General features: G+C 68.7%; 19 protein-coding genes. 12 read left to right on the forward strand and 7 right to left on the reverse strand.

The window, feature by feature from the left end; genetic code table 11:
* The first annotated feature begins 29 nt into the window (after positions 1 to 29).
* From V6U86_RS22550 to V6U86_RS22585, 8 genes are all read left to right on the forward strand, one after another.
* A complete protein-coding gene (locus V6U86_RS22550; protein WP_334506115.1) occupies positions 30 to 701 on the forward strand; it encodes a hypothetical protein in 672 nt (223 codons plus the stop codon).
* Entirely contained in the window at positions 698 to 1,867 is a 1,170-nt protein-coding gene (locus V6U86_RS22555) for a DUF4314 domain-containing protein (RefSeq protein WP_334506117.1), read from the forward strand. The genes V6U86_RS22550 and V6U86_RS22555 overlap by 4 nt, the downstream gene beginning before the upstream one ends.
* A gap of 110 nt (positions 1,868 to 1,977) precedes the next feature.
* Positions 1,978 to 2,454, forward strand: coding sequence for a hypothetical protein (locus V6U86_RS22560; protein ID WP_334506119.1), 477 nt, complete (start codon positions 1,978 to 1,980; stop codon positions 2,452 to 2,454).
* Between the two features lie 352 nt (positions 2,455 to 2,806).
* Positions 2,807 to 3,982 carry an ATP-binding protein gene (locus V6U86_RS22565; RefSeq protein WP_334506121.1) on the forward strand — a complete coding sequence of 392 codons (1,176 nt, stop codon included), beginning with the start codon at positions 2,807 to 2,809 and terminating at the stop codon, positions 3,980 to 3,982.
* Positions 3,983 to 4,018: 36 nt separating this feature from the next.
* A complete protein-coding gene (locus V6U86_RS22570; protein ID WP_334506123.1) occupies positions 4,019 to 5,656 on the forward strand; it encodes a VWA domain-containing protein in 1,638 nt (545 codons plus the stop codon).
* A 267-nt stretch (positions 5,657 to 5,923) separates the two neighbouring features.
* Complete coding sequence (locus V6U86_RS22575; RefSeq protein ID WP_334506125.1) at positions 5,924 to 6,535, forward strand: hypothetical protein; 612 nt, start codon at positions 5,924 to 5,926, stop codon at positions 6,533 to 6,535.
* Between the two features lie 644 nt (positions 6,536 to 7,179).
* Positions 7,180 to 7,548, forward strand: coding sequence for a hypothetical protein (locus V6U86_RS22580; RefSeq protein ID WP_334506127.1), 369 nt, complete (start codon positions 7,180 to 7,182; stop codon positions 7,546 to 7,548).
* Positions 7,549 to 7,565: 17 nt separating this feature from the next.
* Complete coding sequence (locus tag V6U86_RS22585; RefSeq protein ID WP_334506129.1) at positions 7,566 to 8,027, forward strand: DUF4262 domain-containing protein; 462 nt, start codon at positions 7,566 to 7,568, stop codon at positions 8,025 to 8,027.
* Positions 8,028 to 9,168: 1,141 nt separating this feature from the next.
* On the opposite strand, the gene V6U86_RS33435 is transcribed toward V6U86_RS22585, so the two are convergent.
* The 7 genes from V6U86_RS33435 to V6U86_RS22610 all read right to left on the reverse strand — a co-directional run bounded on the left by V6U86_RS33435 (position 9,169) and on the right by V6U86_RS22610 (position 20,799).
* A complete protein-coding gene (locus V6U86_RS33435; protein WP_442934986.1) occupies positions 9,169 to 10,743 on the reverse strand; it encodes an alpha-amylase family glycosyl hydrolase in 1,575 nt (524 codons plus the stop codon).
* 211 nt (positions 10,744 to 10,954) lie between these two features.
* Complete coding sequence (locus tag V6U86_RS22590; protein ID WP_334506131.1) at positions 10,955 to 11,287, reverse strand: hypothetical protein; 333 nt, start codon at positions 11,285 to 11,287, stop codon at positions 10,955 to 10,957.
* A 103-nt stretch (positions 11,288 to 11,390) separates the two neighbouring features.
* The gene (locus V6U86_RS33440) at positions 11,391 to 11,708 is read right to left on the reverse strand and encodes an effector-associated constant component EACC1 (protein WP_442934987.1); all 318 of its coding nucleotides are present in this window, start codon (positions 11,706 to 11,708) and stop codon (positions 11,391 to 11,393) included.
* 456 nt (positions 11,709 to 12,164) lie between these two features.
* Positions 12,165 to 13,793, reverse strand: coding sequence for a hypothetical protein (locus tag V6U86_RS22595; protein ID WP_334506133.1), 1,629 nt, complete (start codon positions 13,791 to 13,793; stop codon positions 12,165 to 12,167).
* On the reverse strand, positions 13,790 to 16,597 hold the full coding sequence (locus V6U86_RS22600) for a BTAD domain-containing putative transcriptional regulator (RefSeq protein WP_334506135.1): 2,808 nt from the start codon (positions 16,595 to 16,597) through the stop codon (positions 13,790 to 13,792). Before V6U86_RS22600 ends, V6U86_RS22595 begins: the two co-directional genes overlap by 4 nt.
* A 373-nt stretch (positions 16,598 to 16,970) precedes the next feature.
* The gene (locus tag V6U86_RS22605; protein WP_334506137.1) at positions 16,971 to 19,070 is read right to left on the reverse strand and encodes a hypothetical protein; all 2,100 of its coding nucleotides are present in this window, start codon (positions 19,068 to 19,070) and stop codon (positions 16,971 to 16,973) included.
* A gap of 1 nt (position 19,071) precedes the next feature.
* Positions 19,072 to 20,799: an Hsp70 family protein gene (locus V6U86_RS22610; protein WP_334506139.1), complete on the reverse strand. Its 1,728-nt coding sequence runs from the start codon at positions 20,797 to 20,799 to the stop codon at positions 19,072 to 19,074.
* A 326-nt stretch (positions 20,800 to 21,125) separates the two neighbouring features.
* On the opposite strand from V6U86_RS22610, the gene V6U86_RS22615 reads away from it, so the two are divergent.
* The 4 genes from V6U86_RS22615 to V6U86_RS22630 all read left to right on the forward strand — a co-directional run bounded on the left by V6U86_RS22615 (position 21,126) and on the right by V6U86_RS22630 (position 23,028).
* A complete protein-coding gene (locus V6U86_RS22615; RefSeq protein WP_334506141.1) occupies positions 21,126 to 22,103 on the forward strand; it encodes a DUF6745 domain-containing protein in 978 nt (325 codons plus the stop codon).
* A 152-nt stretch (positions 22,104 to 22,255) separates the two neighbouring features.
* Complete coding sequence (locus V6U86_RS22620; protein ID WP_334506143.1) at positions 22,256 to 22,414, forward strand: hypothetical protein; 159 nt, start codon at positions 22,256 to 22,258, stop codon at positions 22,412 to 22,414.
* Positions 22,414 to 22,647 (forward strand): hypothetical protein, encoded by a 234-nt coding sequence (locus V6U86_RS22625; protein ID WP_334506145.1) that lies wholly within the window; start codon positions 22,414 to 22,416, stop codon positions 22,645 to 22,647. Before V6U86_RS22620 ends, V6U86_RS22625 begins: the two co-directional genes overlap by 1 nt.
* Positions 22,648 to 22,776: 129 nt before the next feature.
* The gene (locus V6U86_RS22630; RefSeq protein WP_334506147.1) at positions 22,777 to 23,028 is read left to right on the forward strand and encodes a hypothetical protein; all 252 of its coding nucleotides are present in this window, start codon (positions 22,777 to 22,779) and stop codon (positions 23,026 to 23,028) included.
* The last annotated feature ends 28 nt before the right edge of the window (positions 23,029 to 23,056 follow it).

The raw sequence follows: 23,056 nt of genomic DNA on the forward strand, positions 1-23,056 counted from the left end.
ATCCACAGATCCTCAAGGAGGAAAGGCACATGAGCACACCCGTCCTGATCGGTGTCGCCGCACTCCGCGGCAGGTACACCGCCCGCTTGATCCAGTTCGGCGAGGATCCGGAGGTACTGGTGCCGCTGCTGCGCCGGATCTGGACCGTCACGTTCGGCCGCGACACCGACGCGATGGCCGCCGCGCTGCTGGCCCGTAACTGGTGGAGCCTCGCGGTCAACCCGAAGCCTCGGCGATGGCATCGGCAGCCGCCTGTAGCGGGGCTGGGCTACCCGGCCGTCACCGAGAACAACATGATCCGGCAGGGGTCGCTGCGGGAGGACCTCGACGGGTTCGACGAGTGGCTGTACCTGCTGCGCCTCGACCAGCGGCTGCTGGTGGTGTACGAGGCGACGGTCCATGGCCGCTGGCTGCGGCACAGCGTCCACCATCTCGACCCGGTCGAGGACCTGTTCGTCACCGCACCCGCCCTCGACGAGGGCGGTCCGGAGATGACGGTCTGCACCGTCTGCGGCGCGGTCGATGAGATCGACCACGTCGAGGTCCCGTCCATGGCCGGCTACGGCCACGACACCGCCACCAGCTGCACCCGCTGCGGCTCCTCGGTCGCCACCGACCCGATGTTCGGCGCCCACCTCACCCGCAAGCCCTGGCCACCGCACGACGCCACGACGGGTGACGCCGAAGGCGGTACCCGGTGAGCACGCCCGACCCGACGCCACCGGCGCCCGCCGCTGGCGACGGCCTGTCCAATCGCCGATCGGAGAGCACCATGACCTACCAACCCGGCCAACGCGTCGCCCTGGTCCACACCAGCGATCCGCACACCCAGTTGCGACCCGGCGACACTGGCACCGTCCGCCGCCACGACCAGCGACACAACATCGTCGAGGTCATTTGGGACAGCGGCTCCGCCCTGTCGATGTGCCTCGACGCCGGCGACCGCATGCAACTGGTCACCACCACCCCGCCGCCCACCGGTGGGCCAGTCGACGAGGCCGCCGGATGGGCCGCCGCGCTGCAGCGGATGCGCGCCGCCGGCATCGAGGCCGGCCACACCGCCGCCGAATGGTGGGCTCAGGACACGATCGGCGCCCGTGCCAGCGGCGACACTCGCCTGACCGCGCGCCGGGTCCTCGCCGGCATCGACGAAGGAGATCCCGCCGTCCTCGACGCCATACCCCGCTACACCTCGGCTGGCGGGTCAGTCGACACCGCCGGATGGGAGCTGTTCGCGGACGCCACCGGCGACACCACAGGCTGGTTCGGGCTGCGCATCCAACAACGCGACGAGGCGATGACCGTCTACCGCGACGCCTTCGACACCGCCGCCACCGACCGGATCACCGACCTGTGTCACCTCGCGGCCAGCCCCACCGGCCGCGACGTGACACACCTGCGCCCCGAGAGGGTCCACGTCGGCGACGTCGGCGTGTTCTCCGGCGACTGGGCGCTGACCACCGGCCCGGACGGCGGCGACCGATTCGCGGTCGGGTTCGTCGGCACGCTGATCGAGCACTGGAACGGGTGGGTGGTGTTCTCCTGCACCCGTGCGGTGGCCGAGGCGATCGTCGCCGACCATCAGCGGCACCGCGACCAGTACCGCCACCGCCTGCGCGACGAGGGCGTGCCGGAAGACGAACTGGACAGTCGGGTCAACGCCGCGCTGGCCGACCTGTCCTTCGACGGCGACGTCATCGTCGCCGACCAACGGGCCCTGTCCGACGACCCGGACGCCATCGACCGCATCTCCCCCGACGGGGACGGCCGGTATGTGGTGATGGGCCGCAGCTGGTGCTGGGAGGCCGTCGACCCGTACGCCTGCGACCGGATCGTCGGCGACCTGCCCGACCCCGATCAGGCATAGGCCCGCACGCCCGACCAAGCCCCACCGCGTCACCGAAAGCCGGGGCGGCATCGGCTGCGGCCACCCGGCCATGACAGGTAAGACCACATCAGGAAGGAATGCCAGTGACCATGCGCGCCCCAGAGGACATCGTCACCCGGGTCTGGGCTCTCCGGGCCAACCGCGGGGACATCTTCGGCTTTCGGGAGGAGGTGCTCGTGGAAGCGCTCGATCTCGACCACGCCCGCCAGGTCATCGCCCCCCGCCACCCAGCTGAGTGGACCCAGCGCATCGACCACGAAGCCTACGCTCGGGACTACCTGCGATTCGCCGTCGGGAAGATCATCGACCACCGGGGCAACTCGGCGAGCCGGTCGGTGGACAAGCTCGGCGAACTCGCCTGGCTCCTCGGCCGCGACGACATCTCGGCGGCGATGGACCACGCCGGATACCCGATGTACGGGGCACCCAAGATCAAGGCGTTCGCCGACGGGTTCGGCTGGCCGTTGCTCGACGGCCTGGACAGCGACGACCAGCGGGCCCTGGCCCGGATGGCTGACGGACAACTGTGCGACCCACGGGGCTGCGAACGGGGCTGCGCCGACTGACCACGATCGGGTCACTGGCATCCCGTCCCGACTCTCCCGTGAACCCACGGTCAGCGGGCACCCCCGCCATCCCGCACCCGCCCATCCATTCGACTTGATCGACTGAGCTGTGGGGCGTTGCATCGTCGGCGCTGACACCGCCCGCGCGACGTCGACACCGACCAGCACGCACCAGCGGCGAACCTGCGCGTCGCCGTGACCCTTCAGCACCACCGGGGTGTGGTCGCCCACCTGCACGGCCCATATCAGGGGCGGCAGGGGTTGGCCCCATCCGTCTCCGCTGTGCGGTACCCACCGCCCGCGCACCCGGAGACGGGTGCGCGGGCCCGACCCTTGGAATCGAGGCACCCACATGACCACACCACATACGCCAGTCCCGCCGGCAGGTCCACCGCAGAACGACCCGGCCCAGGCCAGCACCGGCGAGACGCCCACCACCGATGCCACCTCCGGCCGGTCCGGCTATCTCTACCGAAAGGTCGCCCTACACCTGGCCGACTATCCCGACACCATCCTCAAGGTCGGCGAGATCACCCGGGCCATCGGCGCACCGTCCTCCGGGGCAGTGTTCGAGGCATTGAAGAAGATGGTCGCCGCCGGGCACGCCACCCACCACCGCGACCCGCACCACCGCTTCCAGATCACCCAGCCCGGCATCGACGCCGCCGGTGCCCTCCCACCCGCCGCGCCCCGCACCCGCTCCGGCGGCAGTGCTGGTGGTGCCCGGCAGGCCCGGCCCGCGCCGGTACCGCGCCCGAACGGGACGCTGTACCACCCGCGGCGGCTCGGCAAGGGCTGGGACGTCGAGGAACTGCGACGGCTGCGCACCCAGCAGGTGCCCGTGCTGCTGTACGGGCCGCCCGGCACCGGCAAGACCGCCATGGTCGAGGCCGCGTTCCCCGACCTGCTCACCGTCGCCGGTACCGGCGACACCGTCGTCGACGACTTCCTCGGCTCCTACAACCCAATCCCCGGCGGCGGCTACGAGTTCGTCCACGGACCCCTCGTCACCGCCATGCGTGACGGGCGGGTGCTGCTGGTCGACGACGCCACCCTCATCCCGCCCCGCGTCCTGGCCGTGCTGTACCCGGCCATGGACGGCCGCGGGGTCATCACCATCCCCTCCAACGGCAACGAGACCGTGGAAGCCGTCGACGGGTTCTACATCGTCGCCGGACACAACCCGGGCGTGCACGGCGCGGTCCTCACCGAGGCCCTGGCCTCCCGGTTCACCGTCCACCTGCACGTCACCACCGACTGGGACCTCGCCCGCCAACTCGGCGTCCCCAAACAGGTCGTGGCCGCGGCGATCGACCTCAACGCCGACCTCGCCGCCGGCAAGACCGTGTGGGCGCCGCAGCTACGCGAACTGCTCGGCTTCGTCACAGTCCGCGACCACCTGGGCATGACCGCCGCCCTGGCCAACCTGGCCGGCATCGCCCCCGAGGACGCCCGCGACGACGTCACCGCCGCCCTGTCCCGACACACCGGCACGCCCATCACCGCGCTCGCCCTCGGCAAGCGCTAACGCCGCCCACCTCAGATTTCTGGAAGGAGCCCATCCGTGTCACACCCCAGCACCCACCTCCAGCAGGGCGCACCGCCGACGCCGGCCGGCGCCAGCGACTGGCATCACTGGTCCGCGGCGTGGACCAAACACGTCCCGCTGCTGACCGGCCGTAGCGACCTCACCGTCCTCGTCGCCCCCGGCGCCGCCGGGGACGCACCCGAATGCTTCTACCCCGGCCTCAACCGCATCGAGGTCGACGCCACCTACATCGCCGACAGCCCTGACGTCACCGACCCAGCCAAGGCCCGACACAAGCGCCTCGTGCCCACCGGCTACGGGCTGCTCGTGCACGGCGCCGCGCACGCCGCGCACAGCCGCTGGACCACCCCGCCCGGCACCCCGCCGATCCTCGCCCACGTCGCCGACATGCTGGAGGAATCCCGGGCCGAAGGACGCCACCGCGCCCGCCGCCGCGGCGACCGCCGCTGGCTGCGCCACGTCGTGACAACCCTCATCGCACCCGACGACACGGCCGTCGACGACCCGTGGCACGCCGGACAACTCGCCGCACTGCTGCTGGCCCGCGTCGACGCCCGCATCGTCACCAGCAAAGACGTCCGCCCCGTCCGCGCCGCCGTCACCGGAATCCTCGGACGCAAACACCTGCGCCAACTGCGGGACATCTGGCGCGAGGCCCAGATCTGCGACGACACCGACGCCGACACCATGATCGCCCTGGCCCGCCGCTGGTGTCAGGTCCTCGGCATCGACCCCGACCAGCAGTACGACACCCCGGTACCGGACGCCGGCCTGTTCCCCGGCCGCCTCGCCGCGGCCCTCGTCGACTACCTCGCCGTCGCCGCCGGCCTCACCCCGGGCGAGTACGCCGCGGCGCTGTTGGCCCGCCGGCACAGCCCACCCTCGCAGTGGGACCGTCGGGACCCGACCGAGCAGGAACACCGGGCGGCCCGCGACCTCGCCCACCGGCTGCGGCAGGCCCGCACCCGCCACCCCGAACCCGGCCGGCGCCCCTCGGCGATCCCACCCGGGCGGCTGCGCACCCGCCACGCCATCACCGCCGACGCGCAAGCCTCCGCCGGGCAACTGCCGACGGCCGCCCCGTGGCAGCAACGCGCCCACCTACCGCCCGAGAAACCCCGCCTGCACCTGGCGATCCTGGTCGACCTGTCCGGGTCGATGGACCGCTACACCGAGGCGATGTCCTCCGCGGCGTGGATCTTCGCCCACGCCGCCCGCCGCGCCGACGCGACGACCACCACCATCGGGTTCGGTGACCGCACCACCGTCCTGGTACCCCCACGCACCTACCCCAGGCAGGTGCTGCACATGCGCACCGACTTCGCCACCGCGACCTTCCCCGAGGCGGTGAAGGTCGCCGATCAGCTCCTCGACCTGCGTCACGGCCGCACCCTACGGATGCTCGCCGTCGTCTCCGACGGCTACCTCGACGACATCCCCACCGGCCAACAACTCGTCACCGCCCTGCACCGCGCCGGCTGCGCCGTGCTGTGGCTCCACCCCGCCGACCCACCCACCGCGGGCGGGCCAACCGACCCGGACCAGATCTGGGGAAACACCTTCACCCATGCCACCACCCTGACCGTCACCGACCCGGTCGAAGCCATCACCGCGATCGCCGACGCCGCCGTCACTGCCCTCGCCCAGGCCTGAACCCCACCCAATCCCGACCCCGTCACGGCCGGTCAACCAGTCGCACCCCGCGTGGCGGCGCCGCACCGGGTTCGGCCGGGCGGCGCCGCGCGCCGTTCACGAAGAACCCCCAACCCCTCGATCGCGCGGACCGCCGGCGGCTCGCCGCCGCCGGTCCGCGACTTGACCATCCGCCGTCATCGAAGCGTGGATGCGTCGCGTCCCCGACAGGCCCTGACCGACCGGGCGCGACGCGAAACGCCGTTGCCCACCACAAGGAGTTCACCTATGCGCTACGGCACCGACAGCGAATACCCCTTCGACACCGACAACCGTGCCTGGCGACGCCTCGGCGACGTCGCCGGCGAACACTTCGACGTCATTACCTGGAACCGGGATCCGGACGGGCGGCCGGTCATGCTCACCCTGGCCGACCTGCACACGGGGGACACGATCACCCTCGCGATCCTCGACTCACTCGAGATCCGCGACCCGTACACGCTGCTCGCCGTCCACACCGGCGGCGAACTCGCCGCACATGGCCCGACCGGCGGCGCCACCGCGGCCGGCTCCCACGCGGCGACGCTCGCGCTCGACAGCACCACCCTCGCCGCGACCAGGCCGGTGCCGCTGCACGACCCCGCCGTCATGGCTCTGCCCGCCACCTGCTGGGTCGACCTGCCCACCGACCTCGCCGCGGCCCTACGGCCCGCACTCGACGACGCCCGCATCGCCGTGCTCGTGCTCCTCGACCGCACCGGTGGCCGGCTCGCCGCCGTCGGCCCGTTCCCCACCCACGCCGCCGCCGACACCTGGCAACCCGACGACGGCCCCGGCCGCACCGCCGACCGGCTCATCGTGCCCCTGCACCCGGTCACCATCCATGAAGCGCGGGCGTGATCAACACCCACCGCTGGCCCGCCCCACGCTCACGCCGATCGTGGCCGTCGACGTCGATGACGTGCTCAACCCCGGCGACCCCACCCACGCCACGCCGCTGGGTTACCAGCCGCACCGCAACGACGGGCCGAGCCCCGACGACCGGCACGTCACCGGCGCCCGTCTGGCTCCACCCCGACCACGGGCGCTGGCTGCGGGAACTGGTCAACCACGCCCAGCTGGTGTGGTGCACCAGCTTGAACCACCTCGCGGCCGAATGGATCGCACCGCGGCGAGGCCTACCTCCCACCTGGCAGCACGTTCCCGTTCAGGCGGGCGGTGTCCGCTTCGGCCACCAGAGCAAACTCGGCCCTCTCTACGCCTGGCCCGCGCGGGGGCCACTCGCCGTCCTCGACGACGAGTTCGGCGGCAAGGACCCCGTCACCGCCGACCAGCGGACCGCGGCGGGACACCCAACCGGCTCCGTCCGGTCAACACGTACCACGGGCTGCGCCGCGCCGACATCGACGCGGTGCTGACCTGGCTGAGGTAGCTCTGACAACCGCACCGGCGACCACCCGGCGCCGGGCCATCCCGTTCGCTCGGACGCGCGGGGCCCGCATCCGAGGATGCGGGCCCCGCGCCGTATCGACAAGGAGTTGACGATGGACAGCACGTGGCAGCCCGCTGACGAACCGGCCACCGGTCGTCCGGCCCGGCTCAACGTCGGCGACCCGGACCTGCGCAAAACCCGCCTGCTCGCCCGCGAGTGCGCCACCTGCATCTTCAAGCCCGGCAACCCGATGCACCTCGACCCCGGCCGGCTCAAGCAGATGGTGACCGAGGCGCGCGGCGACGCCGGCTACATCATCTGCCACTCGACCCTGCCGTACGCCGGGAGTGGGGTCCCGCCCGCGGTCTGCCGCGGCTTCGCCGACCGCTACCGCACCTGGCAACTCCAGGTCATGGAACGACTCTGGGGCTTCGTCGACGTCGAACCACCCGACCCCGACCCCACCCGTACACCCGAGTAACCAGGAGACACCCAACCATGCCGAACATCGACGACGTCCTCCGACGCCAAGAACACATCATCGACACCATCGGCTGGGCCGTCACGCACGTCCTGCCCACCGACGACGACCCCGACACCACCGCCCCGTTCGCCTACACCGTCGGACTCACCGCCCACCACTACCCCGAACTGCTCACCGCCGGGCTACCCCCGGAGGTCGCCCACTGCCTGCTCAACGACCTCGCCCGCCGGGTCTACGACAGGGCCGAACGGTTCAGCCACGGCCAGCGCGTCAGCGACCTCATTGCCGGCTACGACGCGATCATCATCGACGGGTCACCCACCCATGACCTGCTGCCCGGGATGGCGATCGCCCGCTACGGCCGTCACCAGATCCGCCTCCAGCAGCTCGTCTGGCCCGACCAGCAGGGCCGGTTCCCCTGGGACAGCGGGTACGACTGCGCCCCGCAGGCACAACCACTGATCGCCCAGATGTAGTGCCACCAAGCGGCGCCGCCCGGAATCCGGACGCCCCCAGGCGCCGGATCCCGGGCACGGCCGAACCGCTGGCCACAAAAGGGGACAGCCCCAGCGAGGGCAACTGTCGGCGTACAGATCGGATTACATAGGTAGGTACGCCGTTACGCACAAAGATCCACTTGACGGCGGAGTCCAGGATGGTCGACCCCGGTTCCCCTCTTTCGTCGCTCAGGCGCAGTTACTCAGTCCGGCTACGCTCGGTTACCCCATCAACGACGCATCCGGGCCTGGAACGCAGCAAAAGAGTGACTCGATCTTGGATTGTTACGCGGGGTCCAGCTCAGCCAGTTTGGTGCCTGTGGCGCCGTCGGGTTTTCGAGGCTGCGGGTCGCCTGTCTCGCGGGTGATAGCCGGCCGAGCGCAAGGTCGTGCGTGTGGAACGGGCGGACATGGCCGGCGTGGTCGGTGACGACGTAAGGTCATGCCGAGTTGGGAGAGCTCGTCATTCGTGTTGAGGTCGCCCTCGATGAGAGACGCTCGCTCGTAGCCGGGGCATCGGCGGAGCTGGTGGTCTTGGGCGATGGGGCGGCTAGGCTGATAGCGTCATGGCGCTGTTTGGACCAATCTCGCTTCCTCGAAAATCGGTCGAAACGAAGACTTGACGCGATCCACTAAATGGATCGGATGCCAACGCGTAAAGCCGGAGACGGGCCGAGTCGTTTTGTTGCAATATGGAAATAGCATTTTTACTCGTAATTCCTGCCCGCACCTTCAGCCTGATCCAGTCCTCAACGGAAACTCGGGATGTCTCGACTCGAATGCGAGCACTACCACCTCGTCTCAGTCGCGGCATCCACGAGGAATTTAGCGGTAGTCGGATCACGGTGTGCGTCACGCCGTCGACTGCGGCAGGGTGCGAGATCCTGAGCTCCGCGTGCAAGTTGACATCAACAGCGTCCCGCCTTCCGGAATTCCTGATTCCTATCGCAATCTCCTGACCGTCGGCCGACGAGTCAGCCGGTTCTGGAACAACCTCCGCTTTCGACCACGACAACCGCGGCGAGAAGGTACGGAACAATATCCACAGCATCACAAATGACTGCAGCACTCCAACGGGGATTCCTAGGGCGAGGGAAACCACTATCTCCACGTCAGGCTCCTAACCCGAAGAAGCTACCAACTGCCCGTACCGCCATACCCGCCAATCATAGGGCCCGAGGTCAAGACGTCTCCCTGGAAATGTTCGAATTTCGGATAAGGTCACGGGGCGACTGGCCAAATTGATGGCACCTATGACGGAGGACGCGCGCTTGATCCAGATCACACCGCCAACAAGTCCAATACCTTCGTCCTCGTGGGCCACGTCCAAGTGGGAGGAATGCCGCAGATACGCCATTTCCGAAAGGATTTTGCGGGTGCGACTCCCCAGGTCCGATGCGACGAAGTGTTGGGCGTACTGCCAAGGCATGGGACGCCGGTTCGTTGCCCTGGGCTCCTTGCCGCCATAGTCTGCTACATCCGGAGCAAGGAACTCTGGGTGCCAACTGAATAGGGCCGGCAGATAGAGGTACGGAACGCCAGGAAGGAGCAGGGCAAGTACTAATGCCGCATGAATTCGCTTCTTCATGCTCGCCGTCGGCACCCCTCGGGAGGCAATTTCAGGAAAGGATGCGTTCAGCTCATACGGTTTTCGTCCGACATACCTGATTGGAAGACCAACCTCGCGGAACTTCGACGCACAATAGTGGACGAATTTGTCATCCCAACCGACGCCGTGCAGGAGTATTCCATCGTGAGTTCGCAGAGGACGCAATAAGTTCGGAAGTTTCCACGTGCGTTTCAGATGACTCACGAGTGGTCGCGGCGAGGTCCCAATAATACATAGGCTGATTAGCGCAGGCAACCGGAAGTCGGTGAGCCATAAGTCTTTTCCTTGCTCGCGATAAGACAAACCACTTCGATCCGCGTTCAACTGGGCGTATACCCTAAGCCCTCGCAGGCGGCTTTCTTCGGCTATATGTCGTACGTGTCTATTGGCATCCGAATGATGCGCTAGCTTTCCGCTGACGGGCCGACCATAGTATGCCGCCGCGTCGAGTCGAACGCCTTGGGCTCCCAACTCTAGGATATGATCTAGATGTCGCCTTACCTCGGCTCGTACCCCTGGGTGATCGAGGTTCAAGTCGAACGACTCTGCGCCGAACGTATGCCTGAAGTACGTATCAACCCCCCGAATGCGACGTTCGACAAATACTTGCAGACCTCGTTGTGAGACCAGTGATTGCGCGGGATTGACGCCGACGTGCGCCGCGAGGCGGCCTTCGTTTTGCCCGTGCATCGCGGCTTGCACCCACTTGTGGCTCGCGCCGACGTGGTTGTAGATACCGTCTATTACCATTGGCCATCTTCGTGCGATGCCTCTAACATCACTGAGTGACCCGAAAGTTGGTTCTATGCCGAACCAGTCTCTAGGCGCAAACCCGTCGTCGCCATCGGACGGATAAAATGGCAAGAGGTGCAGGCCAGCGCCTGACGGAATAAGGTCGAACAACGCCTCCTCAAGTAACTGGAGAGGGTTCTTAGGTGAGATTAATCCTGGGGGCGGCGTTATCGAATTAGGGTAGGCGGCGATGATCACTCTTCGGGTCCTTATGCTGGATACGGCAAAAACCAACGGCTCTAACCACAGCACGAAATCTTCCTCGCTCGCTCGCCTCACACATGGATGGATCATCGCTGATGGTCACCGAGCGCATCGGAGGCTCCTGCGCTACCGCGCGCGATCCGCGACAGAAGCGGGAACGCGCCGCCGGATGGGTTACCAATGGTCGGGGAATGCTGTCGGCCGGCACGGCGACCCCACATCCGCCCACCTGGCGATCTAACTGACCGTTGATGGGTGTCGTTTGCGCGAGCGTCAAGGTGCAGCATTCTCGCATCCACGGCTATGGAATGCGATGCCTCCGCTGGTCAAGAATCTGAATCTTCGACAGCTCTACCTGCACTTCCGAATGGTCGAGATCTTCTAGAAGTTTCAGCAGTTCGGCTTTTCGCGCTTCCGAGATGTGATTTGAGTCCATCTGCCGTTGAATTGTGGCACGAGCCCTCTCGATCCCGGCGCGTTCTCGTCGAACATCCATTCGATCGCTGTACCACTGAGCCTGCCGTCGGATCTGGTACATAGCCGCGCCGAACAATACTGCTACCGTGGGGGCGACATAGAGCAGAGCTTGGCCGATGACAGTATCCCCACCGACGACTTGAGCAATCGCAATCATTGCCGTACCGCTGCCAACGCCCCCCACGCCGGCGTTAACGGAGAGTCGATCGGGTGTACCCCGACTACGCGTTATTCGACTACGTGTGGTTGGCGGCGTCGAGCTACTCATTCCGCCCTCCCTCCATCGCATCTTCACGGGAGAGAATGTCGCGAATGAACGACTCCGCCTGAGCGGGATCATTTAAGTTTTTGATTTCGATCTCGCGAGTTGCCCCGTCGGCGCTAATCCGAATCTTCACTGTTGCTCGATGCCGCCGGGATGATAGCCATTGCGTAAGCGTCGTGGCAAGAGCGCCCAATGTCGCTGTGCTGCCCAGTGCCAGAGCGAGAACCTCGACGGGACTTGACATCTGTCCAGTGTAGCCGATGGAGCGGTTAATCGCACCCCACCTTACTGGCAATTTATCGAGCCACACCACAATACCGACGCTTGAGTCGTCGCACGTATACTAGTCAATGTGATCCCCGAATCGTGGGACGCAGCAATCATGTGGAATCTGCTCTCGGCGCTCCTGGCGGTAGACCAGAAAGGCACTCGCTGTGACCCTGTTCATATAGGCGCTTTTGACCTGATTTAGTAGTCCGACCAGCGGCACTCATATCGGCAGAAGCGGACGCCGCGCGGAGATCTCAACTTGACGCCCGCCGCGCAACGTCATCGACTGGGCATGCCGGTCAGTCGCACACCCGACAACCGTCAAGGCCGCCGACCATCAAATGACGCCTGCCCCTGTGCAGCCTTGTACTTCAAGCCGTACCTGTCTCTGCACGGGAGCCGGTAGCAGCCTGATGCCGCTGAGCAGCAACGAAATCCGTCGCCTGTTCGCTTCCCTCGTCCCGGCCATCCTCACAGGGGGCCACATCCTGCACTGGTCTCACTTCCGCAGTGTTAGCCCACCCGCAGGCTCTCGAGTAGGAAGTGCGACTCCTTCCTCGTTTGTCGTGCGGGCGGGGTGACTGTTGACGTCACTCGCTGTGGCTCGCCCGTCGGACGGGCCGAGCTGGCGGCGGGTCCGTCGCCTGGCGATCCCCGGTCGGCGAGGGTAGTCCGGCGGCAGGTATCGGTATACCGATCGCAGTGACTTGCCGATCCTCTCGGCAAGCAGTTCAGGTTCCAGATTCGGCTCCTTGTGCAGCCAGTAGGCCACTGCCTGCGCGGTTCCCCGGGGCACTTCCGACGCTTCATCGTCGTTGGCATCGTCGGCGGCAGCATCCTGATCGCCGCGGTCCGCCTCCTCGTCGGCGTTCGCGCCAAAGACGTCCTTGTCGTCCACCATCCTGTCTGCCGGATCCGCAGCGGCTGGATCGTCCGGGGACAGAGCTTCAGGCGGGCCGGCGTCGCGGCTCTCGGCACTCTGCTGGTGGCCGCTGAGGGCTGGTTGAGGGTTCTCCTCTGGCTCTGGATTCGGCTCCTGCCGGTCACCGCGAGGCGTTTCCGCCACCGACGCACTGGGCGCTTCCGGCGCGGAGGGGGCGGGCTCAGGTACCGGTGGTCCGTTGGTGAAGCGTTCTCGCCTGAACCAGCGACGGCGGTGACGGGAACTGTGGGCCGTCATGATCTGCTCTGGGGCGAGGTCAGCGGCCAGGAGCGTGGTCAGCCCGTTGTAGTCCGCGGTGGCCGCGAGGCGTGCGGCGATCTCGTCTAGGTCGTACACGCGCAGGGCGATGTCGGCGGTGGTGGGGTCCATCGCCGCTCTGATCTTGCGATGGAGCACCTTGGCGATCGCGGCGTCGCGCCGTCGGCGGGCGATCGCGGTGCGGGCCGCCGCGAGGGACTCGTACAGGTCAAGGCCGTCAGCTTTGGCGATGGACCGCGCCCGGGAGGTGACGGCGGGGTGGCAGATCCAGTGCCCGAACACCTCGTAGGCCGGTGGTGTGGGCGGCAGGCCCCCGGTGACGCGCAGCCGGTCGCGGCGCTGGTTGCCGGCGTGCATCAGCCAAACAAGATATCCGAGGGCGGACATACCCGCGTAGAAGCCGCCAACTAGGTGGTCGGGGTGGGCGGCCCAGTTGAAGGTGACGGCTCCGGCGGCGATCGCGGCGGACAGGAGGCGTGATCCGATCGCCCGCTCACCGAGCCGGCGTCGCACGTCGGCGTTGGCCATCACGACGACGCCGCCTAGTTCGAGCGCCGCGACGGCGGGGACCGCGACGACCAGCGGGACGCCGAGTGTTTGGACGGCGCCGGTGACTTGTCCAACGAGGGCGACCAGCAGCACCAGGACGTAGAACACCTGCCGTATCCAGGCGGCTTGCCGAACTGCTGTGGCCAGGTCGGCGTCCACCGCGTCGAGGGTCGTCGGGGACGAAGCTTGCCGGTGCGTCGACCCGCCCTGAGGGCTGCTGGCGGGCCCATGATGGCCGGTGAGTACGGCTGCTCGCAGGGGCCACTCGGTGCCGTTGCGGTCCCAGTTCGTCGCCTGCGGGCCGTCGCCGCTGCGGTTGGGCTGATCGTGCAGGCTGCCACGACGTGCGTCAGGTGCCGTCGAAGGGTCCGGCGTCATGGGTGAAGTCCGCTGTTGTGAGAGTCGGGCTTCCCTGTGGGCTTCTGCCGGCGCAGGTCGGCGATGAGCTGGTCGGCGAGTCTGAGGGTGTCCTCGCTGGGTTCGGCGTCGATCTCGTCGAGCCTGCGGGTGAGGGATCGGCGTAGGGAGCGGATCTGCTCGAGGTGTCCGAGTGCGGCGTGGGCGCGCATCGCGTGCTGGTAGACGGCCTCGGCGTACGGGTCGTGGCGCATCGCGGCTTCCAGGACGGTCAGGGATTGTGTCGGGTCGGTGGTCGCGGCGGCGAGGGCGAGGTGGGCGTCGAGGGCTTGGCGGCGGATGCCCTCGCGGTATGCCTCGATCCATTCGTAGTCGAAGCCGTCGGCGAGTGTGCCGTCGTAGGCGTTGACGGCGCGTTGCAGTGCGGCGGTGCGGTCGGCGTCGGTGGTGGCGAGGGCGGCGTCGCGCAGTGCGGCGCGCATGCGCCACAGGTCGGTGTCGAGGGCGTCGCGGTTGAGGGCGTAGCGGCGCGACGGGTGAGTGAGGTAGGTGGCGGGTCCTCCGGTGAGGAGGAGGGTTTTGCGTAGTGCGGATACGTAGGTGTGCAGGCGGTGCGGTGCCTTCGACGCGGGGGCGTCGGGCAGCAGGTCGTCGAGGATGTTGTCCTGTGCGGCGTCGCCGTCCTGAACGATGAGGTAGACCAGCAGTTCGAGGGCTTTCGCGCGCAGCGGCGTGCTCTTGTCCATGTCTTCGATGCGAGCCCCGCCGAGCACTCGAACGTCGACGCGTCCGCCGGTGCTGTAAGACCGGTCGTCGCCCGCCGGGTGCGGTTCATTCCCGGCGTGGTCGCGGCGCTCCTGCAGGTGCGCGGCGGCAGAATTCTCGGGTGTGGGGTTCGGCTCGTGGGCGGCGCCGACCAGGCTGTCAGGTGGGATGCGCTGCGCGGGTGCTGGCGGTTGAGGCTCGCCGGTATGGGACTCGGCGAGGAGTCGCAGCAGTTCGGTGGTCTCGCTGTGGTTGATGACGCTCAGGCGGCCCACAGCGGTAGGACAGCTGTGCGGTTTCGCGTCGTGCTTAATGATGCTGGTGGAGCCGTTTTCGGCGACGAGGATGGTGTCGCCATCGGGCCAGGCGCCGAGCAGGACGCCGTGGATGTCGAGTCGGTGTCCTTGCGTGAGAAGCGCGGCGATACGGGTGCGCTCATGAGCAGCGGTGGGGGCGGCGATCAGCACCGTCGGCGGCACGGGCTCGGCGATCGGGTCCCGGTCTCGCAGGTCGGCGATCGTGTCGACCTCGTCGTCGCCGCACATGCGCGCGCGGTGCAGCGTCTGCTCCTCGATCAGCTTCAGAGCGTCGCTGAGTCCGCTGGTGATGGTCATCCGCGGGGTGTCCGCCAGTGTGGTTGTGGTGGTGCCTAGCAGCGTGGCGAGGGTGTCCGAGGCGATGACGACGTGGTGGCGGCTATTGGGGTCATCTGGTCCGCCGGCGGCGAGGGCGGACACCAGCACGCCTCGGGCCGCTGCCTCGGCTCCGGGCCCGATCAGACCGAGTCCCGCAGACGGCCACACCTCGATCAGCGGCCGGGTTGGCGCGGGTATAGGCGGCTGCGACTCGTGCGCCGTGAACTTGGGGGTCTCGTCGTCGGCCGCGTCTGCCGGGTCTGAGTCAGCGGCCACGACGGGATCGGCGGGTGGAGGGTCGAGGTCGGGGCCGGGGCCGGGGTCAGGAATCGTCTCCGCGTTCGGCGTCAGGGTCCGTAGGCCGCGACGGATCCGGGTGACCACCGCCGGCATCGGTTCGACGCTCGGGTCGTCGAGGCGCGGGCGGGCGGTGGGTTGCAGGGGGATGTAGCGGCGACGGCGGTGTGCCCAAACGAGGGCAACCGCGGCGAGGACTGCGGCGGCGAGTCCCATGTCGAGCCAGCTACCCGTACCGAGCGACACACCCGGCTGAGATTGGGGCGTGGGGGCGAATCGGTCGTCGGCGGTGCGAGTGTTGGGCGTGGCAGCCGGTCCCGACGCCGAGCCCTGGTCGGCTGGCGCAGATGTGGGCGCTGGGGTCGACTCCACGAGGCCGTCGTCGGTGTCCGTTCCGGTCGGGCTGCTGGACGATCCTGACGGAGCTGATGTCGTCGGCGTTGGGGCGGGCGACGGGCGTGGTGCTTGGACCGTGAGAGGTAGTCGCAGTGTCCAGCCCGGGTAGATGAGGTCAGGGTCGCGGAGTGTCCCACCGGTGTGGGGGAAGCGGGTGCCGCGGTTGGCGGTGAAGATTTCGGGCCAGCGGTCCGCGTCGCCGAGGCGGTCCTGGGCGATGCGGGACAGCGTGTCGCCGCGCCGCACCGTGTAGGTGTTCTTGGCCTGGTCCCTGCCGTTGGCTGGTGAGGTGGTCTGGTCGTCGGCGTGGGCAGGCGCGGTGGCTGCTGCGCTCTGCGGTGGATGGGTTGTCTCCGCGGCGGCGGTGGTCGCGCTGGCTTGGGCGGGCGTCGCGGTTGCCGCCGTGCTGACGGCGGTCGCTCCCAGGACAGCCGCCGTGATGCCCTGCAGCGGCCCGGGCATGTGCAGCCGTGGCAGTCGCCGTGACATCCAGGCGATCTGGGCGTACAGGCGGGCCGTGATGGCGGCGGCGAGCATTGCCCACAGCAGCCACGCCGCGACGTAGGCGATGCCGGCGAGGAAGCCGCCGCTGAGGGGCTCCTCGACCCAGCCGCGCAGCAGGGTCGTCCACGAGCCCTGCGGGTGTGGCCACCTGCCGACGCGGACGAGCGTGACGGGCACAGCGACGACCAGCAGCGTGACCGCCGACGTGTGAGCGAGCGTAGACCTCATCGCCCCTCCCTTGCCGCCGTATGTGGGACCCGACGCCGACCGGCACCGAGCTGGCTTGGCAGCGCCGTGAAACGGTGGCCACGAATCGACGGTAGGGCGAGCGGCGGAAGACGACACGGTTCCGTTGGCTGACAGGACCTCACACGACCTCACACGACCTCACAACCCCAGCTCAGAGGCAGTCGATAGGAGACGAGACGGTGCGACGGGCGGCATCTGCTGAGGCCAAGACGCGCCTTTGTCAGCAGGACCGAGCTGGCTGTCTGGGACCGAGTACGGGGAAGCCGGAGGCGGAAACGGAGCCGGAAGCGCAGGGGTAGCACAGTTCGGGCTTTCCCGAAGTGGGTTGCTCGTGCGCTCGTAGCGGGCGGCGTTACCGGGTGGGGATGGCGGGCTGGTCCCTGAGGGTGGCTGTCGTGAGAGCCGTGTCGTTGGGAAGGATGCCCGCTGCGGCGAGACGACGGGCGTAATCCTTCCGCAGATGATCCGCAGCGTCGTGGTCGCCGAAGGCGATGAGTGCGCTGATCGCGCGGGTGTGCAGGTTGGCGTTGTACGGGTCGATACGGATGCCGGCCTGCAGCCATGCCAGGGCCTGACGGGCGTCAGGGCTGGCGCTGGCGAGAGCCGCGTGCGCGTCGATGACGTGCCGGCGGGTGGTCTCGCGGATCGGTTCGAGCCAGGGCCAGGTCCGTCGGGCGGCGAGGTCACCGGGGTAGGCGTCGATGACGGCCTTCCAGGTCGTCGCGTCGGTGGTGACGGCGGTGATGGCGTCACGGACCGCGTGGTGGAGGTGCCACAGGTCGACGGTGACGGCGGTGGGGTCGAGGCGGTACCGGTCGTCGCTGTGTTCGATGAGGGCCATCCCTGCCGTGGAGCGGATGGTGGCGCGGAGGTCGCTGAGGGTGGTGTAGAGGCGGCCGGTGAGAGAGCGGCGGGGCAGGCCCGGCCAGATGGCATCGGTCAGTTGTCGGGTGTCGGCTCCGTCGGGGTGGGCGGCGAGGAACACGAGGACTTGGAGCGCGGCGGTACGCCGGATCTCCACAGGGTGGCCGTCCAGCAGCAGTGTCGGTTCGCCCAGCACGCGCAGCTGAAGGCGTCGTGTGTCGTTGCCGGAGCGGACGGGGTGGTCCTGGGCGGTGGCGTCCCACTGCGGGGACCGGCCTGCCAGGGTGGGGTTGTGCGACGGACCGGACGTGCCAGGCTCTGGCGGTGCCGGGTCGGGGTGGGCGATGACGGTGAGCAGGTCGGTGGCCGTGACCTGGGTGAGGACGCACATCCGTGGCCCGGCTGAGCCGCTGCCGTCCTGGTGGTGGGTGCGCCCCGACGCGTCGATCTGCCATGTATGGCCGGCCGGGAACCGTCCGAGCACGGCCAATGCGGAGGAGGCGGTGGCCAGACTCGCCAGGGTCTCGGCGTTGTCCGTCGCGGACGCCTCGTCGACGATGAGGGTTGGTCCGGGTGGGCCGGTGCCCTCCTGCGCGTTTCGTTGTGGCTGGTCTCGTCCGCCCAGGCCACGACCAGGGTGGTCTCCGGAGAAGAACCCCGTTGCCTGCCCGAGGTTGTCGATGACGGCCAGCCCCGGCAGGCGCGGGCCCAGCGTTTCGGCGGTGGGGCCGAGCAACCCGGCCAGGACGGATCGGGTGGCGACCACGGACACTGCCGGGTGATGACGCCCAGCTAGGAGGCTGGTGACGAGCAGGCCTCGCGCTGCGTCCTGCGCCCCCGGTCCGGTGAGACCGACCGCAGCTCGGGGGAAAGCCCTGCCAGGGGTTGGCCGGTCGAGCGGCGGCGAGCCGGCCGAGGCGGCGCCGGGTTCGGTAAGCGGTGGCGTCGCATCGGCGAGGGCGGCTTGCACGGCCGCCACTGTCGGGGGCAGCGGCGCCAGGTCCGTGTCCTCGCGGCTCGGTGGACCGGGCGGTCGGGGCCGGTAGGAGCGGCGGCGGCGGAGCCACACCAGCGCCGCTGCCGCGCTGACCTGCTCCGCCACGTCGCGCGGCAGCCAGCCGCCGGCGACGCTGATCCCCGCGGCGGCCAGGACGTCGCCGTCTGATGGCGTGGGGTTATCCGCGTCGCCGAGGGTTCCTGCCGCTACCGGTTGCGTGGGCGGCGGTGGCGGTGCGGCGATCGCGTGGGAGCTGACGCTGAGGACGGCTGCGCCGGCGATGCCACCGGCGGTGGCTTGCAGGGGTGTCGGTAGCGGCATGCGCCGCAGCCACGACACGGTCGCGCTCAGGCGGGTCAGCACCCGGATCGTGGCCGTGTAGGCGAGCAGGAGCCACACCAGCCAGGCCGCGATGGTCAGCGCGGCGGTGAGGGTCTGTTCGGTCAGCGGATTCTGCACCCACTCCCGTGCCTGCGCCGCGGTCGGCCAACCCAGTTCGGGTGGCCCGACCAGGGACAGCAGCACGATCGGAGGGCCGGCCAGAAGGGTGAGGACGAACAGCAGCGACATCAGCTGCCGCGGCCACCGCATGTCACCCGCCTCCACCCGGTGACATGTCCGCCCGAACCGGACCCGTGGGCGGTGCGGGAGTGGGTGGGGCGGGGCGCAGGACACGGCTCCATAGCCGAGTAGCCCACCAGATCGCGACGGCGATGGCGTAGATGACGCCGAGCATCCCGGCGGCCCGTCTACTGACGATCGCCGCGAAGATCACCGCCAGCGGGGCGGCGAGGATGAGGCGGAATATCAAGGGCGTCACCACCGCCATGACCACGGCGACGCCGAGGAGGAGACCGCCGACGCGGCCGGCGATGTCGATCCACAGGATCCGGTCCGGCCACCGGTCGGCGGTCAGGGAGTACTGGATCAACCCCATGCCGAGGGTTGCGGCGACGATGGATCCGGCCGGCGCGGCCAGCAACGCCGACCAGCCGCCGTGCGGGGAACGCCACTGCCGGGCGGCGACGACCGCCATCGCCACGGCCATCACCGACACCGGCGCGATCGGCCACAGCGCCCACTTCAGATACGGGCCGACCGGCATGTGGAAGTACTGGCTGGTGACCACCGCGTACAGGCCAGCGATCGCCGCGCCGAGGGACACCGCGGCGAGGATCCCAACGCTGACCCGTCCCCCTTCGGTCCGGGTGCCGGGCGTGGGACTGCGGGCGGCGATGAGCGAGCCGAGGACGGTGCCCGCGGCCAGGCAGGCCAGCAGAGCCATCACCGCCGCCATCGTGAACTCGCCCCAGTTCACACTCACCGAGTAGTACACACCGAGCACCCCATGCTCCTCGGCGGTCAGCAGGCATTGCCAGATCAGGGCCAGCGACGCGAAGCCTGGGACCGCGATCGCCGCCGCCCGCCGCACGGGCGGCACCGGCACCTCCACCCGCTCGACCGTCGCGGTATCGACCGCGCCGATATCAGCGGCGCCTCGGGCCGCGACCAGCGCCGGCTCGGGCACGACTATGGGTGCGGCGCCTGTGTGCTCGGCGATCGCCGCGGCCAGGTGCGGTAGCTGGGCGCTGCCGCCCACACAGTAGATACCGCCGAGGTCGCCGACCGTGAGTTCAGCGGCGGCAACTGTCTCCTGCGTCAACTGCGCGACGCGCCACGCCACCGGCCGGACGGCCTCGTCGAGCATCGCGCTGTTCGCGACTACCGGCGGCCGGTCCGGGAGCGGAACCGTGACAGCCGGATGGCTCACCAACGCTTCCTTGGCGACCCGAACGCTGTCCGCCACCGCCGCGCGCTGAACCTCTTCCGTCGACGTGCCGATGAGGGCGTCGGCGAGCGCGTGATCGACTGCCGTGCCGCCAGCCGCGGTGTCCGCGAGGGTCGCGAGGACCTCGAACCCGGCCGGCCCGCGGCGCAGCACCGTCACCTCCGCGCCAGCGCCGACGTCACAGACGACAAGGAACGCACCGACCGGCACCTGCGCACCAGTGGTGAGCAGATACTCGGCGACCGCCACCGGGGCCTCCACCAGACGCGGTTGCGGCAACCCCGCCCGGTGTGCGACCTGCCGCATCCAGGTCCGCCGCCGAGGCCCCCATCCCGCCGGGACGACCACCCGCACATCCCGCACCGGCTGACCGACGACCCGCTCGGCTTCGGCGGCGACCCTGCGCAGCGGCGACGCCGCCACCTCCAGCGCGTCCCCGCCGGTGTCACCTGTTGTCGTGCCCTCCGCAGGATGGCGCGGGCGCGGAATGAACGCTGCGGGCTGCCCCGCCGCCTGTCCGTTCGTGGGCATATACGACGCGCTGTGTAGGGATGGATTCCCGTCGAATGACAGCACATGCGCGCTGCCGTCGGCCGACGCCAGGACGGCCTGGGTGCCGGCGCTGCCACAGTCGATCGACAACCGCGCTTCCCCCGACCCCATATTCATAGTCAAACATGAGGATCACATTCACGTCACCTGTCAATCACTCGCTGCCAGCAGAGCTCAGCCGAAACCGCACCAGCGTCACCGTCCGCCGAACCGCCGACAAGCCTCCTCGACGAATTTCTCGTGGTGAGGCCGCTTCCCGCCTGGGTGCCTCTTGCCAACGTCATCAACACGCATTGGATGGAACCGTGAAGGCCTCGAACACACCCACCCACCCCACCGACAGCATCGCCCGCACATGGACCCGCGCAGTCCTGACAACCGAACCCGCCGACCACGACACCGCAGAAGCCGCAGCCCGCGCCGCCTACCGCACCGCAGGCAAGCCCGAGCCCACACAGTTCATCTGGTGCCCGTCTCCCTGGGCCGCGATCAAGGTCATCAGGAGCTTCCTTGATGAGGGGCAGGCTCCACTCGTCAGTTCCGTGCGCCGCGCAGTGTTGAATCAGGCGTTGTCCGCAGCCCGCGCCCCAGTCATCGACCGGGCCAGCGACACCGAGCGGTTCAGCGCCTTCGGCGAGTTCCACTACTACTTCGAACGCAAAGGGTTCTACGGCGAGCAACGCTACGACGGCATGGACGAGCGCTACGACCTCATGGAGCGCCCCTACCGGTGTCCACCGGTCCTGCCGTCCGAGCGATCGGCGCTGCGGCCCGTGCTTCACGCCGTGCACCAGACCTACCGGCACGTTCTCAGCCCTGCGTGGTCGGCGATTGACCGCGCGATCAGCGCCGATTACGCGCTCCAACCGGCCTGGTACTGGTCCGACGAGCACGGGGGCGTCGACCAGAACGATGAGGCTCGTGCCGTCGTCCGCTACAGCACACCCGAGGTCAACGACCGATTCTTCGACCCGGCCTGGTGCTTCTACCCCGACCTCATCGTCCTGGCCGCCATCGACACCTACCGCAGAGTCTTCGATACGGACCCCGGCTCTGCCTGGCAGGGCTGCCGCGACGTCGCGCTCACCAGCGGACCCTGGTGGCCCTTCCCCAAAACAGTGGTCATGAGCGAGCGGCCCATCCTGCTCACACTCGACGGGCAGGACCGTCTCCATGCAGACGCCGGGCCAGCTATTCAATGGCGCGACGGTCACCACGTGTGGGCGCATGGCGGAGCTCTCATCAACCCACCTCGCTCGGGATCGGCGGCGAGCGGCGCATGATCTCAGACGATCGCAGTGATCATCCGGCTATCCACAGGCACCTGAGTTGTCCACAACTTTGCGGATCAGGCTTTGATCGGCCGGACTACCCCTGCTGAAGTAGCTGCGCGGGGACGATGCCACGTCCCATCCAGCGACGAAGGAGTGCCGCCATGACCCGGGGTGGACGCAGCCGATCACGGCGCACGGACAGGCCGACACCACTGGAGCACCTCGCCGGTGTCACCGGTCTCATCGGCGCGACGGCCGCCCTCCTCGCCGCCGTAGCCGGGCTGCTGACAGCCGCCGCCACCCTGACGGTGAATCGCTGATGCCCGCCGTCGAGGCATGGCTGCTCGGCGGCCCTGCCGATGGCCGCTTCACCCACATTGAGGTTGACGACGACGGATTCCTTCCGCAGGCCATCGTCCTGCCGCAGAGCGGCGCTTACCTCGGTGCCCGCGATCATCCCAGCCGGCCGGTGCAGCACCGCTACCTCCGCTGCGTCGGCGAGGTGGACCCGCCAACCTTCCGGTACGAGGGCCCTGTTCCCCAAGACCAGTGACGTCAGCATGGGCTGCCGACCGACCAAAGCCAAAGCGGCCCGTGTTCCGACTAGAGAACGACACCACCCCAGCCCTGCCACATCGCTACCCAACATCATCCGCTGATCGAACGCTTGTACGATTCGCTGGTGGAGGATGTGGCGGCGCGCTGGTGGAACGGGATCTGGGGGCGACTGGGCCGCCGAGATGTGTGGCTCGTCCGCGAGATCCGGTGGAAGGTCACCGCACGCGCCGGCGACAGCGAGACCGGCCGGGTGCTCCGGTGGGAGTTCGACACCGAAGGCGAGGCACTCGCCATGGTCAAGCGTCTGCTCGCCGCCGATGCGAGCGGCCAATGGCGCAAGCAGTCCGGCGACAGCCAGCCGCCACAGCAGACCTAGCATCCGGCTGACGGTCTGCGCCTCGGGG

The organism is Micromonospora sp. CPCC 205558, from assembly GCF_036902955.1.
GTDB lineage: Bacteria > Actinomycetota > Actinomycetes > Mycobacteriales > Micromonosporaceae > Micromonospora.

What these genes read in the sequence shown, in the direction of transcription:
- V6U86_RS22585 (WP_334506129.1), top strand. Translation starts at nt 7,566, where the DNA reads ATGCCGAACATCGACGACGTCCTCCGACGCCAAGAACACATCATCGAC.
- V6U86_RS22550 (WP_334506115.1), top strand. Translation starts at nt 30, where the DNA reads ATGAGCACACCCGTCCTGATCGGTGTCGCCGCACTCCGCGGCAGGTAC.
- V6U86_RS22575 (WP_334506125.1), top strand. Translation starts at nt 5,924, where the DNA reads ATGCGCTACGGCACCGACAGCGAATACCCCTTCGACACCGACAACCGT.
- V6U86_RS33435 (WP_442934986.1), bottom strand. Translation starts at nt 10,743, where the DNA reads ATGATCCATCCATGTGTGAGGCGAGCGAGCGAGGAAGATTTCGTGCTG.
- V6U86_RS22620 (WP_334506143.1), top strand. Translation starts at nt 22,256, where the DNA reads ATGACCCGGGGTGGACGCAGCCGATCACGGCGCACGGACAGGCCGACA.
- V6U86_RS22605 (WP_334506137.1), bottom strand. Translation starts at nt 19,070, where the DNA reads ATGCGGTGGCCGCGGCAGCTGATGTCGCTGCTGTTCGTCCTCACCCTT.
- V6U86_RS22625 (WP_334506145.1), top strand. Translation starts at nt 22,414, where the DNA reads ATGCCCGCCGTCGAGGCATGGCTGCTCGGCGGCCCTGCCGATGGCCGC.
- V6U86_RS22590 (WP_334506131.1), bottom strand. Translation starts at nt 11,287, where the DNA reads ATGATTGCGATTGCTCAAGTCGTCGGTGGGGATACTGTCATCGGCCAA.
- V6U86_RS22595 (WP_334506133.1), bottom strand. Translation starts at nt 13,793, where the DNA reads ATGACGCCGGACCCTTCGACGGCACCTGACGCACGTCGTGGCAGCCTG.
- V6U86_RS22560 (WP_334506119.1), top strand. Translation starts at nt 1,978, where the DNA reads ATGCGCGCCCCAGAGGACATCGTCACCCGGGTCTGGGCTCTCCGGGCC.
- V6U86_RS22565 (WP_334506121.1), top strand. Translation starts at nt 2,807, where the DNA reads ATGACCACACCACATACGCCAGTCCCGCCGGCAGGTCCACCGCAGAAC.
- V6U86_RS22610 (WP_334506139.1), bottom strand. Translation starts at nt 20,799, where the DNA reads ATGCCCACGAACGGACAGGCGGCGGGGCAGCCCGCAGCGTTCATTCCG.
- V6U86_RS22580 (WP_334506127.1), top strand. Translation starts at nt 7,180, where the DNA reads ATGGACAGCACGTGGCAGCCCGCTGACGAACCGGCCACCGGTCGTCCG.
- V6U86_RS22600 (WP_334506135.1), bottom strand. Translation starts at nt 16,597, where the DNA reads ATGAGGTCTACGCTCGCTCACACGTCGGCGGTCACGCTGCTGGTCGTC.